The organism is Telluria aromaticivorans, assembly GCF_013003915.1.
GTDB lineage: Bacteria > Pseudomonadota > Gammaproteobacteria > Burkholderiales > Burkholderiaceae_D > Telluria > Telluria aromaticivorans.
On the sequence record NZ_JABAIV010000005.1, the window covers coordinates 12,795 to 26,146 of the forward strand.

The 13,352-nt window shown below is 65.1% G+C and carries 8 protein-coding genes; 5 read left to right on the forward strand and 3 right to left on the reverse strand.

Translation table 11 applies throughout. The features are described 5' to 3' along the window. The first annotated feature begins 2 nt into the window (after positions 1–2). The 3 genes from glnL (at position 3) to corA (ending at position 3,710) form a co-directional block, all read left to right on the forward strand. Positions 3–1,106, forward strand: coding sequence for a nitrogen regulation protein NR(II) (gene glnL, locus HGB41_RS14820; protein WP_171085748.1), 1,104 nt, complete (start codon positions 3–5; stop codon positions 1,104–1,106). Positions 1,107–1,167: 61 nt separating this feature from the next. Beyond that, the gene (ntrC, locus tag HGB41_RS14825; protein WP_171085751.1) at positions 1,168–2,661 is read left to right on the forward strand and encodes a nitrogen regulation protein NR(I); all 1,494 of its coding nucleotides are present in this window, start codon (positions 1,168–1,170) and stop codon (positions 2,659–2,661) included. Between the two features lie 80 nt (positions 2,662–2,741). Then, a complete protein-coding gene (gene corA / locus HGB41_RS14830; RefSeq protein ID WP_171085753.1) occupies positions 2,742–3,710 on the forward strand; it encodes a magnesium/cobalt transporter CorA in 969 nt (322 codons plus the stop codon). 56 nt (positions 3,711–3,766) lie between these two features. On the opposite strand, the gene HGB41_RS14835 is transcribed toward corA, so the two are convergent. Continuing rightward, on the reverse strand, positions 3,767–4,660 hold the full coding sequence (locus HGB41_RS14835; RefSeq protein ID WP_371868527.1) for an EamA family transporter: 894 nt from the start codon (positions 4,658–4,660) through the stop codon (positions 3,767–3,769). Continuing rightward, positions 4,657–6,273: an NAD(P)/FAD-dependent oxidoreductase gene (locus HGB41_RS14840; protein ID WP_171085754.1), complete on the reverse strand. Its 1,617-nt coding sequence runs from the start codon at positions 6,271–6,273 to the stop codon at positions 4,657–4,659. Before HGB41_RS14840 ends, HGB41_RS14835 begins: the two co-directional genes overlap by 4 nt. 852 nt (positions 6,274–7,125) lie before the next feature. Here HGB41_RS14840 and HGB41_RS14845 point away from each other — a divergent pair. Continuing rightward, positions 7,126–10,011 (forward strand): TonB-dependent receptor, encoded by a 2,886-nt coding sequence (locus HGB41_RS14845; RefSeq protein WP_171085756.1) that lies wholly within the window; start codon positions 7,126–7,128, stop codon positions 10,009–10,011. Positions 10,012–10,419: 408 nt separating this feature from the next. Here HGB41_RS14845 and HGB41_RS14850 read toward each other — a convergent pair whose 3' ends face one another. Further along, positions 10,420–11,151 (reverse strand): 16S rRNA (uracil(1498)-N(3))-methyltransferase, encoded by a 732-nt coding sequence (locus tag HGB41_RS14850; protein ID WP_171085758.1) that lies wholly within the window; start codon positions 11,149–11,151, stop codon positions 10,420–10,422. 124 nt (positions 11,152–11,275) lie between these two features. Between HGB41_RS14850 and tkt the strand changes: the two genes are divergently transcribed. Then, positions 11,276–13,273, forward strand: coding sequence for a transketolase (tkt, locus tag HGB41_RS14855; protein WP_171085760.1), 1,998 nt, complete (start codon positions 11,276–11,278; stop codon positions 13,271–13,273). Positions 13,274–13,352 lie beyond the last annotated feature (79 nt).

Genomic DNA, 13,352 nt, shown 5'->3' on the forward strand with positions numbered 1-13,352 from the left:
CGATGAGTCCGACGAGTGCAGCGAGCGACCCCGGCGTCCCGGCGCGCCCCTGCGCCCGGTTTGCAGGCCTCGACCTGCTGGCCTCCAGCGTGCTGCTGGTCGGGCCCGAGGTCGAGGTGCTATACGCGAACCCGGCGGCCGAGAACCTGCTCGAACTCTCGCTGAAGTCGCTGCAGCGCGGCCCGTTACCCGAGCTGTTCGCGAATGGCCCGGAGCTGGCCGCCCTGTGCGCCCAGGCGCTGGCGCACCAGTATGCCGACCTGCGCCAGGACCTGACCCTGCACCGCACCGGGCGCGAGCCGCTGCACGTGAACAGCATCGTCAGTGCACTGGGTGAGGGCGAGCTCCTGATCGAGCTGCGCGAGAACGTGCAGCAGCTGAAACTCGACCGCGAGGAGCGCATCCTCGACCAGAGCCAGGCCAACAAGGAACTGATCCGCAACCTGGCGCACGAGATCAAGAATCCCCTCGGGGGCATCCGCGGCGCGGCCCAGCTCCTGGAACTCGAGCTCCCACCCCTGCACCTGTCGGAACTCTCCGAATACACGCAGGTGATCATCAAGGAGGCCGACCGCCTCCAGACCCTGGTCGACCGCCTGCTGGCGCCGCACCGCAAGCCGCATATCGTCGGCGACGTCAACATCCACGAAGTGTGCGAGCGCGTGCGCAGCCTGATCCTGGCCGAATTCCCGGTGGGCTTGAGCATCCGGCGCGACTACGACGCCTCGATTCCCGAATTCAGGGGCGACATGGAGCAACTGATCCAGGTGGTGCTGAACATCGCCCATAACGCCGCCCAGGCATTGAGAGGGCGCATCGCGGCGGGCGATGCCGAGATCGTGTTGCGCACCCGCGTGGCGCGCCAGGTCACCCTGGCCAAGGTCCGTTATGGGCTGGCATTAGACTTGCATATCATCGACAATGGACCGGGCATCGCACCCGAGATCCGCGACCGCATTTTCTACCCGCTCGTGTCGGGCAGGGATGGCGGCAGCGGCCTCGGGCTGACGCTGGCGCAGACCTTCGTGCAGCAGCACCTGGGTGTGATCGAGTGCGAAAGCCGGCCTGGACTGACGGATTTCCGGATACTGCTGCCCCTGCCATAAGCGGGCGCCCAGCATCTGCCGTGAGTCCCCATTGAATCCATATTGCGGGAAACACGACTACATGAAACCAATCTGGATTGTCGACGACGACGCATCGATCCGCTGGGTGCTGGAAAAAGCCCTGGCGCGCGAGAGCCTGGAGACGCGCAGCTTCGCCAACGCGCGCGAGGCCATGGCCGCCTTCGAGACGGATACGCCACAGGTGCTGGTGTCCGACATCCGCATGCCGGGCGAATCCGGCATCGACCTGCTGGGGGCCGTCAAGGCGCGCCATCCGGGCCTGCCGGTCATCATCATCACTGCGTTTTCCGACCTCGATTCGGCGGTCGCCTCGTTCCAGGGCGGCGCCTTCGATTACCTGGCCAAGCCCTTCGACATCGACAAGGCCGTGAGCCTGATCCGGCGCGCGCTCGAGGAAAGCCTGCGCGAAGCCAGCGTGGAAGCCGCGCCCGCCGAGACGCCCGAGATCCTCGGCCACGCGCCGGCGATGCAGGAGGTGTTCCGCGCCATCGGGCGCCTGTCGCAATCGAACGTGACGGTCCTGATTACCGGCGAATCGGGTACCGGCAAGGAGCTGGTCGCGCGCGCCCTGCACAAGCACAGCCCGCGCGCCCAGCAGCCCTTCATCGCACTGAACACGGCGGCGATCCCGAAAGACCTGCTCGAATCCGAACTGTTCGGCCACGAGCGCGGGGCGTTTACGGGGGCGCAGGCAATGCGGCGCGGGCGCTTCGAGCAGGCCGAGAACGGCACCCTGTTCCTCGACGAGATCGGCGACATGCCCTTCGATTTGCAGACCCGCCTGCTGCGGGTGCTGTCGGACGGCCACTTCTACCGGGTCGGCGGACACCAGCCCGTCCGAGCCAATGTGCGCGTGATTGCGGCCACCCACCAGAACCTGGAACAGCGCGTGCGCGACGGCCTGTTCCGCGAAGACTTGTATCACCGCCTGAACGTGATCCGCCTGCGCCTGCCAAGCTTGCGCGAACGCAGCGAGGACATCCCGGTGCTGGTACGCCACTTCCTGGTGCAGAGCGCACACCAATTGGGCGTCGAACCGAAGCGCATGAGCGAGCCGGCGATGCGCTACCTGGCCGGGCTCGAACTGCCGGGCAACGTGCGCCAGCTGGAAAACCTGTGCAACTGGATCACCGTGATGGCCCCCGGCCAGACTGTCGAAGTCAAGGACCTGCCACGCGACCTGACCCAGAGCCAGGCTGCGCCCGGAATCCTGCTGGACGCTGGCGTGCAGGGCGATGCCGGTGCGGCGCTGCCGGCGGCCCCGGGGGTGGCAACTGCGGCCCCTGCCGCCACGGCGGCGCTGCCGGATGGGTGGATCGGCCTGCTCGAACAGCAGGCCGCCGGCATGCTCAGCGCCGGCCAGACCGATGTGATGGACACGCTCGGGCGCCAGTTCGAATCGGCCCTGATCAAGACCGCGCTGAAGCACACGCACGGGCGCAAGAACGATGCCGCGATGCGGCTCGGGATCGGCCGCAACACGATCACGCGCAAGATCGTGGAGCTCGGGATCGACGGAGCACGGGAAGAGTAGGGCGAATGGTGTAAGCTGGCGCACCGGCGCTGTTGCGCCATCCTCCGCGTCAACCATCCGCGTACATTTGCCCAAGATCCATGCTGATTAATTGTGTCGCCTACCAGGAAGGCAAGAAGCTGTCCGACATTCCGGTCGAGGACATCAGCGAATACCTGAAACAGCCCGATACCTTCGTCTGGGTCGCCCTGCGCGACCCAGACAAGGCAGAAATCAGCACCATGCAGGAGGAGTTCAGCCTGCACGAGCTGGCCGTGGAGGATGCGGAGCGGGGCCACCAGCGTCCCAAGATGGAAGAATACGGCGACTGCGTGTTCGTCGTCGTGCAGGTGGTCGAACTTGCCGACGACGAGCTCAGTGTGGGAGAGTTGTCGGTTTTTGCGGGGCCCAACTACGTGCTGTCGGTAAGGCGCGACGCCAACCAGGGGTTTCTCGGCGTGCGCGCGCGCGCCGAGCGCGAGCCGCACCAGCTGCGCAAGGGAGCGGGCTTCGTGCTGTACGCACTGATCGACGCGGTAGTGGACCGCTACTTCCCCGTGGTCGACATGCTCGACTCGGAGCTGGAATCGATCGAGGACCACATCTTCGGCCAGGTTGGCGAGCAGCGCGCCAACGTCGAGCGTCTGTATGCGCTCAAGCGCAAGGCCCAAGTGCTGCGCCACGCCGTGATCCCGCTAATGGATGCCGTCGGGCGCTTGTACGGTGGGCGTGTGCCGGGCGTGGTCGTCGAGACGCAGGAGTACTTGCGCGACGTGCATGACCACCTTTTCCGTATCGCCGCGCGGCTCGACGCAATTCGCGACACCATCAACACGGCGATCCAGGTGACGCTGTCGATGGTGGCGATCGAAGAGAACGACATCAGCAAGAAGCTCGCGGCCTATGCGGCGATCTTCGCCGTGTTCACGGCCTTTGCGGGGATCTGGGGGATGAACTTCGAGTTCATGCCCGAGCTGAAATGGAAGTATGGGTATCCGGTGGCGCTGGCGACGATGGCCTGCGTGTGCGGTTACATGTACCGGCGGTTCAAGAAGGCGGGGTGGATTTAGCAGGGTGGGCGGCTCCACCTGGCATTGGGATTCATCCGCGCCGTGTGCGGCGTTGTTTACGTTGGCAGATCGGATTTTCGCGTGGAGCCGCCCACCCTACGGGCCGTGGCTGCTGCCCCGCCACAGGCCACCACCACCAGCACGATCGCCAGCCACTGCATGCCGGTCAGCCGCTCCCCCAGCACGAGATACCCTGCCAGCGCCGCAAACGCCGGCCCCGCACTCACCAGTATCCCGAACACCCGCTGCGGCAGACGTGCGAGCGCCGCCATCTCCAGCGAATAGGGAAGGGCGCTCGACAGCACCGCCACCGCCAGCCCGCCCATCAGAACCGCGGGCGCCAGCAGCCCGGCGCCGGCATGAAACACGCCGACCGGCACTGTGAACAGCGCTGCCGCCAGCAGTCCCCAGGCCACCGCCTGGCTGCCGTTCATTCCCGACACGCGTTTACCGAACACGATATACATCGCCCAGCAAAAGGCCGCGCCCAGCGCATACAGCACCCCAAGCGGGTCGAGCGGCGGCACACCGTCGTGGAAAGGCGCCAGCAGCCACAGGCCGAACGCAGCCAGGGCCACCCAGGCGAAGTCGCGCGCACGGCGCGAGGACAGCACCACGACCGCCAGCGGGCCGACTACTTCGATGGCCACCGCCACGCCGATCGGGATGCGCGCAAAGGCGCCGTAGATCAGCAGGTTCATGCAGCCCAGCATCAGGCCATAGACCAGCAGGTTGAATGCGTCGCGGCGCGCGGGGAGGGTGCGCCAGGGCCGTACGATGGCCAGCATCAGCACCGCAGCCAGGCCAACGCGCACGGCGGTGACGCCTTCGCTGCCGACCAGCGGGAACAGGCCCTTGGCCCAGGCGGCGCCGGCATTCACCGACACCATCGAGGCCAGGATCGCCAGGCCGGGGCCGAACGTCCGGGGCGTGCTTCCCGCGGCCGTCACGCAGCCATCGCCAGCGCCACGGCTTCGGCCACGCGGATGCCGTCCACCGCCGCCGACATGATGCCGCCGGCATAGCCCGCGCCTTCGCCGGCCGGGAACAGGCCGCGCGTGTTCAGGCTTTGCAGGTCGCCGTCGTTGCGTTTGATGCGGATCGGCGAGGAGGTGCGCGTCTCGACCCCGGTCAGCACCGCGTCTTCCTTGTAATAGCCCTTGATCTGCTTGTCGAAAGCGACGAAGGCTTCGCGCATGGCGACGATCGCATATTCCGGCAGCGAAGGGGCCAGGTCGGTCAGGTGCACGGCCGGGCGGAAGGACGGGATCACCGAACCGAATTCCTTCGAAGGCACGCCGCGCACGAAGTCGCCCATCAGCTGGCCCGGTGCGTCATAGGTGCTGCCGCCCAGCAGGAAGGCGCGCGACTCGAGTTCACGCTGGAAGGCGATGCCGGCCAGCGGGTGGCCCGGATAGTCTTGCGGCGTGATGCCGACCACGATGGCGCTGTTGGCATTGCGCTCATTGCGCGAATACTGGCTCATGCCGTTGGTGACGACGCGGCCTTCTTCTGACGATGCCGCCACTACCGTGCCGCCCGGGCACATGCAGAAGCTGTATACCGAACGGCCGTTCGAGGCGTGGTGCACGATCTTGTAGTCGGCCGCACCCAGGATCTTGTTGCCGGCGTTCGGGCCGAAGCGGCAGACGTCGATCAGCGACTGCGGGTGCTCGACCCGGAAGCCGATCGAGAACGGCTTGGCCTCGATGTACACGCCGCGCTCGTAGAGCATCTCGAAGGTGTCGCGCGCGCTGTGGCCGATCGCCATCACCACGTGGCGGGTCGGGATTTCCTCGCCATTGGCCAAGCGCACGCCCTGGACCTGGCGCACGCCGTTTTCCTCGGCCACCAGGATGTCGTCCAATCGGGTCTCGAAGCGGATTTCGCCGCCCAGCGAGGTAATCTCGGCGCGCATCTGCTCGACCATCTTCACCAGGCGGAAGGTGCCGATGTGCGGCTTGCTGACATACATGATCTCTTCCGGCGCGCCGGACTTGACGAACTCGGTCAGCACCTTGCGGCCGTAATGCTTCGGGTCCTTGATCTGGCTGTACAGCTTGCCGTCCGAGAAGGTGCCGGCGCCGCCTTCGCCGAACTGCACGTTCGACTCGGTGTTGAGTTTACGCTTGCGCCAGAAGCCGAAGGTGTCCACGGTGCGCTCGCGCACCACCTTGCCGCGCTCGAGCACCAGCGGGTTCAGGCCCATCTGCGCCAGGATCAGCGCCACGAACAGGCCGCAGGGGCCGGTTCCGACCACGACCGGGCGCGGCGTGCCGGCGGCCGGCCTGCCGGCGTCGACGAACTTGTAGCCGGTATCGGGCGATGGGCCGACGTACTGGTCCTTGCCGAAGCGCGCCAGCACGGCCGCTTCGTTGCGCACCTCGGCGTCGATCGAATAGATCAGCACGATCGCCGACTTCTTGCGCGCATCGTAGCTGCGCTTGAAGACCGTGAAGTCGACCAGCGCGTCGCTGTCGATGCCGAGGCGGGCCAGGATGGCCTCGCGCAGGGCAGGATCGGGATGGTTCAGGGGAAGTTTGAGGTCGCTGATTCGGAGCATAGGTAGGGTAGGTGCTTGGTTGCTAGTGAGGCAACAATAGGAGGACGGGCCAAATCGCTATTTTACCGAACTGCCCCGCTCTACGGTACCTGGAGGCAGGCCCGGTGCTCCTTGCCGGAACCGGGCACCGGGCCCGGCGTCGTCCAGGCATCCGCCTGGGTTCGGGGCAGCCCGGCGCCGCAGGCCGCGGGGCGGCGGCATTGCCGTGTTTTCTCCCTCTTTCGGTAGGGCAAAACCATATGTATGAAATGATAACGTTGTTTGCCTACAACGCTCGGAATGCAAATATTTAGAGCCTCCAGGTCATGCACACCGAATTATTGTTGCCCCTTTGACCAGTTCGGCTCATATACAGATATTTAACGCATAACGACGCTATCTGCGTGCAAGTCCACTGCATCGTGCCGGGTGCTGCGTGTATTTACCGTTCCTGTCCTGCAGCGGCGGCGACAGGCCTGCAATGCACGAGTTCGTTAAGTGTCCTTGAAGATTGAAGCAAATGTGTTGTTTTCGGCACTGATGGCCACAGGCGCTCAATTGACACTTTCGCCAGCGATATGGTTTTATGTATCAATTCAAATAACGTTTACGTTCAATTTACAGTTATTTGAGGCTAGTCGTACTAGTGGTCGGAGTACGAAAGAACGGCACCGTCGAAAAGCGGTGGATATACACATGTAGTGACTTGGCTGTACCAACAGACATCCTCCAATCCGGCCCGGGAGCGATCCGGGGCAGGGCGTGCGGTCGGCGCCCGGGTTCGATGAGACAGCCGGTCCCCGGATGGCATGCCATCCGGGGGCCGGTAAGAAGAAAAACCACCCTAAGAAAAGCCCAGAAGGAGAAGTACTCATGACGTTCAAATTGAAGTCGCTGCCGCTCGCAGTTGCAGCCGTGGTCGCCAGCGGCGCCCTGGTCGGCGCCCCGGCCTTCGCGCAGACCGCCGAAACCGCAGCACCTGCACAGCGCGTGGTCGTCACCGGCTCGCTGATCAGCCGCGCCAACACCGAAACGCCGGCCCCGGTCCAGGTGCTGACCGCAGCGGACATCCAGAAGAGCGGCAAGACCTCGGTCGCCGAACTGCTGACCGACCTGGCCGCCAACGGCGCGGGTACCCTGGGCACCGGCTTCGCCGGCGCGTTCGCCAATGGCGCATCGGGCATCTCGCTGCGCGGCCTGACCGTGGGCGCGACCCTGGTCCTGATCGACGGCCACCGCATGGCCCCGTACCCACTGTCGGACGATGCCCAGCGCTCGTTCGTCGACGTGTCGGCCATCCCGTTCGACGCCATCGAAAGCATCGAAGTCCTGAAGTCCGGCGCATCGGCGCTGTACGGCTCGGACGCGATCGCAGGCGTGATCAACATCAAGCTGAAGAAAAACCTGAACGGCACCCGCCTGGCTGCTGAAATCGGCGATACCCAGCACGGCGGCGGCAAGACCAAGCGCATGTCGATCAGCACCGGCATCGGCAACCTGGACGAAGACGGCTACAACGCGTTCGTGACCCTGGAAGCACGCAAGCAGGGCTCGATCCGCGTCGCCGAGCGCGAGCAGTTCGGCTATGCGAACCGCGACTGGCGTGCCCGCGGCGGCAACAACATCAACCTGGGTGTGCCGACGACGCTGAACAACTTCCTCACCCCGACCAACACCCCGTTCCTGTACAACCCGGCGAACCCGAACAACCCGGCTGGCGTGACCAACGTCAACAACCCGGCCAACTACGTGTTCGCAGACCCGAGCAAGTGTAACTTCGCCCTGTACCGCGCAGGCGGCTGCCAGGTGAACGACACCGAGTCGTTCATCCAGCCGGAAACTGAAAACGTCAACCTGATGATCGGCATGACGAAGAAGCTGAGCGACAACTGGGAACTGAACCTGAAGGGTTCGATCTTCCAGCGCGAAAGCACCAACAACCGCAACGCGGCGCCAGCTGCCTACAACCCGCTGAACTTCGCCGGCTTCACCACCCTGAACAACGGCGTGCTGACCAGCCGCGTGGGCGCGATCCCGAGCACCCTGTTCGCCCCGGGCGCACAGGTCGGCACGAACCTCGTCAATCCGTTCGCCCAGCCTGCCCGCCTGTACGGCTACATCGCCGACATCGGCCCGACCCTGACCACCAACAACAAGGCCACCAGCACCCGCTTCACGGCCGACATCGTCGGTGAAGCCATGGGTTGGGACGTGCGCGGCGGCGTTGGCGCCACCAAGGTCAAAAACGACCTCGAGTACAGCGGCTACACCAATCGCGTCAACCTGTATAACGCACTGCGCAACGGCAGCTGGAACGTGCTGGGCAATAATTCGCCAGCCTTGGTCAGCGCCGTCGCTCCGCGCTTCGACAACAAGCTGGAATCGACGCTGAACTACGCCGACCTGGTCGGTTCGCGCGAATTGATGCAGCTGGGCGCAGGTCCACTGGCACTGGCAGTCGGCGCCCACTGGCACAAGCGTGAGCAAAACGCGCCAGCATCGTCGCTGACCGCCATCGGCGCCGTGGCCAACACTTCGGCCTTCACCATTGGTGACGAGACCAATACCGCCGTCTTCGCCGAACTCCAGGCGACCCCGATCAAGAACCTGGAACTCGGCATATCGGGCCGTTACGACCACTACGACACCTACGGCAACTCGTTCACCCCGGCTGCCAACTTCAAGTGGGCGCCGATCCAGCAGTTCGCCCTGCGCGGTACCTTCGCACGTGGCTTCCGCGCGCCGAACCCGGCCGAAGTGGGCAATGCAGGTTCGTTCTTCACCTTTAACGCGATCAACGACCCGATCCTGTGCGCCAACGGCAGCCGCACCACCGCCGGCAACGTCCCGACCGCCTGCGGCTTCGCGCCGCCGTATGTCCAGACCACCAATCCAGACCTGCAGCCAGAGAAGTCGAAGTCGTACACCCTGGGTATCATCGTCGAACCGATGCGCGGCCTGAACATGTCGCTGGACTACTACAAGATCAAGATCAACAACCTGGTCGTCACCCAGGCTGGTAACGATCCGAGCTTCGTCCCGACCTGGGTCCGCGGCCCGGCGGCACCGATCGACATCGCGACCGGCGTCGGCACGGGTACCGCGGTCGGCACCCCGTCGGTCGGCCCGATCCTGTATGGCCTGTCGCCATACATCAACGCGGGTAGCACCGAGACCCACGGCGTGGAAGCAGACGTGCGTTACCGCTGGCGCCTGGCCAACGACATGGGCACCGTCACGGCCAACCTGAGCGCGGCGCACACCTTCGGCTACGTTACCGCCATCGGCGACACGTCCTACCAGCTGGCAGGTACGCAAGGCCCGTCGTCGGTCGGCGGCGCAACCGGCAACCCGAAAGACCGTGCACAGTTCACCCTCGGCTACAACCGTGGCCCGCTGGACGTGACCGCCACCGTGAACTACACGAGCGGCTTCTCGACCATCGACCCGGCACTGGGCGAGACCGACTGCGCGACCACGGCGGAACACGTCGGCGGCCGTACCTACTTCTCGGGCCTGATCCAGCCTGCGAACTACTGCAACGTGTCCTCGTTCACCTCGACCAACCTGAACATCGCGTACAAGATCACCCCGAACCTCACCATTCGCGGCGCGATCCTGAACCTGTTCGACAAGGAAGCACCGTACGACGTCGCAACCTACGGCAACTCGGGTGCAGGTACTTCGTACAACGCTTCGCTGCACCAGCCTGGCGCCGTCGGCCGCTTCTTCAGCCTCGGCCTGGCCTACGCGTTCTAAGCACGCCTGACCAGGTGGCGGCAGCGATGCCGCTGCCTGGAAAGCACAAAGCCCCCGCAGCAGGAACACCTGCTGCGGGGGCTTTTTTGTTCTTGTAGGGTGGGCGGGTCTCCCGCCCGCGCGTTCAAATCACGTATGAAAATCACGCGCGGCTGTTCTTCTGCTGGTTGAACGCGTGGGCAGAATCTGCCCACCCTACGAGTCCATGGCAGTTCCGCTTCAGCGGCATTGTTTACATATCACCCCAGATGCCACCCAGCATCGCCAGCGGCGCCGTTTCCGTACGCAACATTCGCGGCAGTTCCGCGTCAGCGGCATTGTTTACGTATCACCCCAGATCCCACCCGGTATCGCCAGCGCCGCCGTTTCCGTGCGCAGCATTCGCGGCAGATCAGCGTTCGCGATACTTTACATACCACCCCAAATTCCACCCAGCATCGCCAGCGCCGCCAGCGCCGCCGTCTCCGTGCGCAGCACGCGCGGCCCGATCGACAGCGCCAGCGCGCCGCTTGCCAGCGCCGCATCTTCCTCTTCCCGCGTGAATCCGCCCTCCGGCCCCACCATCAGGGTCAGCGCCTGCGGGTCGTTCGCCTGCGCCCAGCCGGCCAGCGATTGCGTCGCACGTGGACTGAGCAGGATGCGTGGCTGCGCGGGCATGAATGGCGCGGCCAGCCAGCGCCCGAAATCAGCCACCGGCGCGAGGCCGGCAAGCCGGTTGCGCCCGCACTGCTCGGACGCGGCCTCGATCACGCCCAGCCAGTGGGCATGGCGCTTCTCGGCGCGCTCGGCGGACAGCCGCACCACGCTGCGCTGGGCCGCCAGCGGCTGGACCTTTGCTGCGCCGAGTTCCACCGCCTTCTCGATGATCCAGTCCATCTTCGAACCCTCGGGCAGGCCCTGGGCCAGGGTCACGGCATAGGGCAGTTCGAGCTCGACCGCATCGAAGGCGCCCACGGTGGCGCTCGCGCGCTTCTTGCCGATATCGGCCAGCTGCGCCGCGTACTGGCCGCCGCGGCCGTCGAACAGGGTCAGGGCCGCGCCCGGTTGCATCCTTACCACATGCAGGTGATGGGCAATGGATTCGGGCAGGTCGATGGTGGCGCCGCTGGTGAGCGGCTGTGGCGAGTAAAAACGGGGCATGCGGTTCCTGGGGGAGAGCGAGGCAAACCTGCATTTTAATTCGGCAGCTAGGTGCTCTGGTAAAATACCGGGTTACGGCCAGCTGTTGCGCCACCGCTTCCCAATCCAGACCCTACGTACTTTCATGAAATCTACGCAAACCACCACCCTGATGGCCAACGCGATCCGCGCGCTGGCGATGGACGCTGTCCAGAAAGCCAACTCCGGCCACCCGGGCATGCCTATGGGCATGGCCGAGATCGGCGTCGCGCTGTGGGACAAGCATTACCGCCACAACCCGGCCAATCCAGGCTGGATGAACCGCGACCGCTTCCTGCTGTCGAACGGCCACGGCTCGATGCTGCACTACGCGATGCTGCACCTGTCGGGCTACGACCTGAGCATGGACGACCTGCGCGACTTCCGCCAGCTGCACTCGAAGACCGCCGGCCACCCGGAAGTGTTCGTCACCCCGGGCGTGGAAACCACCACCGGCCCGCTGGGCCAGGGCATCGCCAATTCGGTCGGCATGGCGCTGGCCGAGTGGCTGATGGGCTATGAATTCAACCGTCCGGGCTATGACGTGGTGGATCACTACACCTACGCCTTCCTGGGCGACGGCTGCCTGATGGAAGGCATCTCGCACGAAGTGGCCTCGCTGGCCGGCACCCTGCGCCTGAACAAGCTGATCTGGCTGTACGACGACAACGGCATCTCGATCGACGGCCGCGTCGAAGGCTGGTTCACCGACGACACCCAGAAGCGTTTCGAGGCCTACGGCTGGAACGTGATCCCTGCGGTCGATGGCCACAATGTGGCTGCCGTCTCGGCAGCGATCGAAGCGGCCAAAGGTTCGGACCGTCCGACCCTGATCTGCTGCAAGACCATCATCGGCAAGGGCGCCCCGAACCTGGAAGGCGGCGACAAGGTCCACGGCGCCCCGCTGGGCGACAAGGAAATCGCGGCCGTGCGCCAGCACCTGGTCTGGGACCCGATCCCGTTCGACATCCCGGCCGAACTGTACGAGGCCTGGGACGCGAAAGCGCGCGGCGCGCAGGCGGAAGCCGAATGGACCGCCATGTTCGCCGAGTACCGCGGCAAGCACCCGGAACTGGCTGCCGAATTCGAGCGCCGCATGCTGGGCCAACTGCCGGGCAACTTCAGCGAAGTGCTGGATGCCGCCATCGCCGCCTGCGTCGAGAAGAAGGAAACCATCGCCACCCGCAAGGCCTCGCAGAACGCGATCCAGGCGCTGGCGCCGGTCCTGCCTGAATTCCTGGGCGGCTCGGCCGACCTGACCGGCTCGAACCTGACCAACTGGAAAGAATCGGTGGCGGTGCGCTCGGGCATCCCGGGTAACCACATCAACTACGGCGTGCGCGAATTCGGCATGGCCGCGATCCAGAACGGCGTCGCCCTGCACGGCGGCTTCATCCCGTTCGGCGCGACCTTCCTGACCTTCTCGGACTACAGCCGCAATGCCCTGCGCATGGCTGCGCTGATGAAGATCCGCTCGATCTTCGTGTTCACCCACGACTCGATCGGCCTGGGCGAAGACGGCCCGACCCACCAGTCGGTCGAACACGTCTCGTCGCTGCGCCTGATCCCGAACCTGGACAACTGGCGTCCATGCGACACCGTCGAATCGCAAGTGGCATGGGGCGCGGCAGTGCAGCGCAAGGATGGCCCGTCGACCCTGATCTTCTCGCGCCAGAACCTGCCGTTCATGGAACGCGATAGCGCGACTGTGGCCAACGTGGTCAAGGGCGGCTACGTGCTGCGCGACGCGGCCAACGCACAAGTCATCCTGATCGCCACCGGTTCGGAAGTCGAACTGGCGATGAAGGCGGCCGATGCACTGGCAGGCGAGGGCGTCGCCGCCCGCGTGGTCTCGATGCCGTCGACCGACGTGTTCGAGCGCCAGGATGCGGCCTACAAGGCCAGCGTCTTGACCCGCGGCATTCCGCGTGTGGCAATCGAAGCCGGCGTGACCGACTTCTGGTACAAGTATGTAGGCCTGGAAGGCGCCGTGGTTGGCATCGACACCTTCGGCGAATCGGCGCCGGCGCCGGTGCTGTTCAAGCACTTCGGCTTCACCGTCGAGAACGTGGTGGCAAAAGCCAAGGCCGTGATCGCGGCATAAGAGTTTTCTGCGGGCTGCCTTCGGGCGGCCCGTTTTGCATTCGCGTTACGAAAAAAGTTTTTTTCTAATCAGGAGCCAA

Bases quoted from the DNA above. Each gene is read 5' to 3' on its own strand.
- glnL (WP_171085748.1), top strand. From the start codon at position 3: ATGAGTCCGACGAGTGCAGCGAGCGACCCCGGCGTCCCGGCGCGCCCC.
- ntrC (WP_171085751.1), top strand. From the start codon at position 1,168: ATGAAACCAATCTGGATTGTCGACGACGACGCATCGATCCGCTGGGTG.
- corA (WP_171085753.1), top strand. From the start codon at position 2,742: ATGCTGATTAATTGTGTCGCCTACCAGGAAGGCAAGAAGCTGTCCGAC.
- HGB41_RS14840 (WP_171085754.1), bottom strand. From the start codon at position 6,273: ATGCTCCGAATCAGCGACCTCAAACTTCCCCTGAACCATCCCGATCCT.
- HGB41_RS14845 (WP_171085756.1), top strand. From the start codon at position 7,126: ATGACGTTCAAATTGAAGTCGCTGCCGCTCGCAGTTGCAGCCGTGGTC.
- HGB41_RS14850 (WP_171085758.1), bottom strand. From the start codon at position 11,151: ATGCCCCGTTTTTACTCGCCACAGCCGCTCACCAGCGGCGCCACCATC.
- tkt (WP_171085760.1), top strand. From the start codon at position 11,276: ATGAAATCTACGCAAACCACCACCCTGATGGCCAACGCGATCCGCGCG.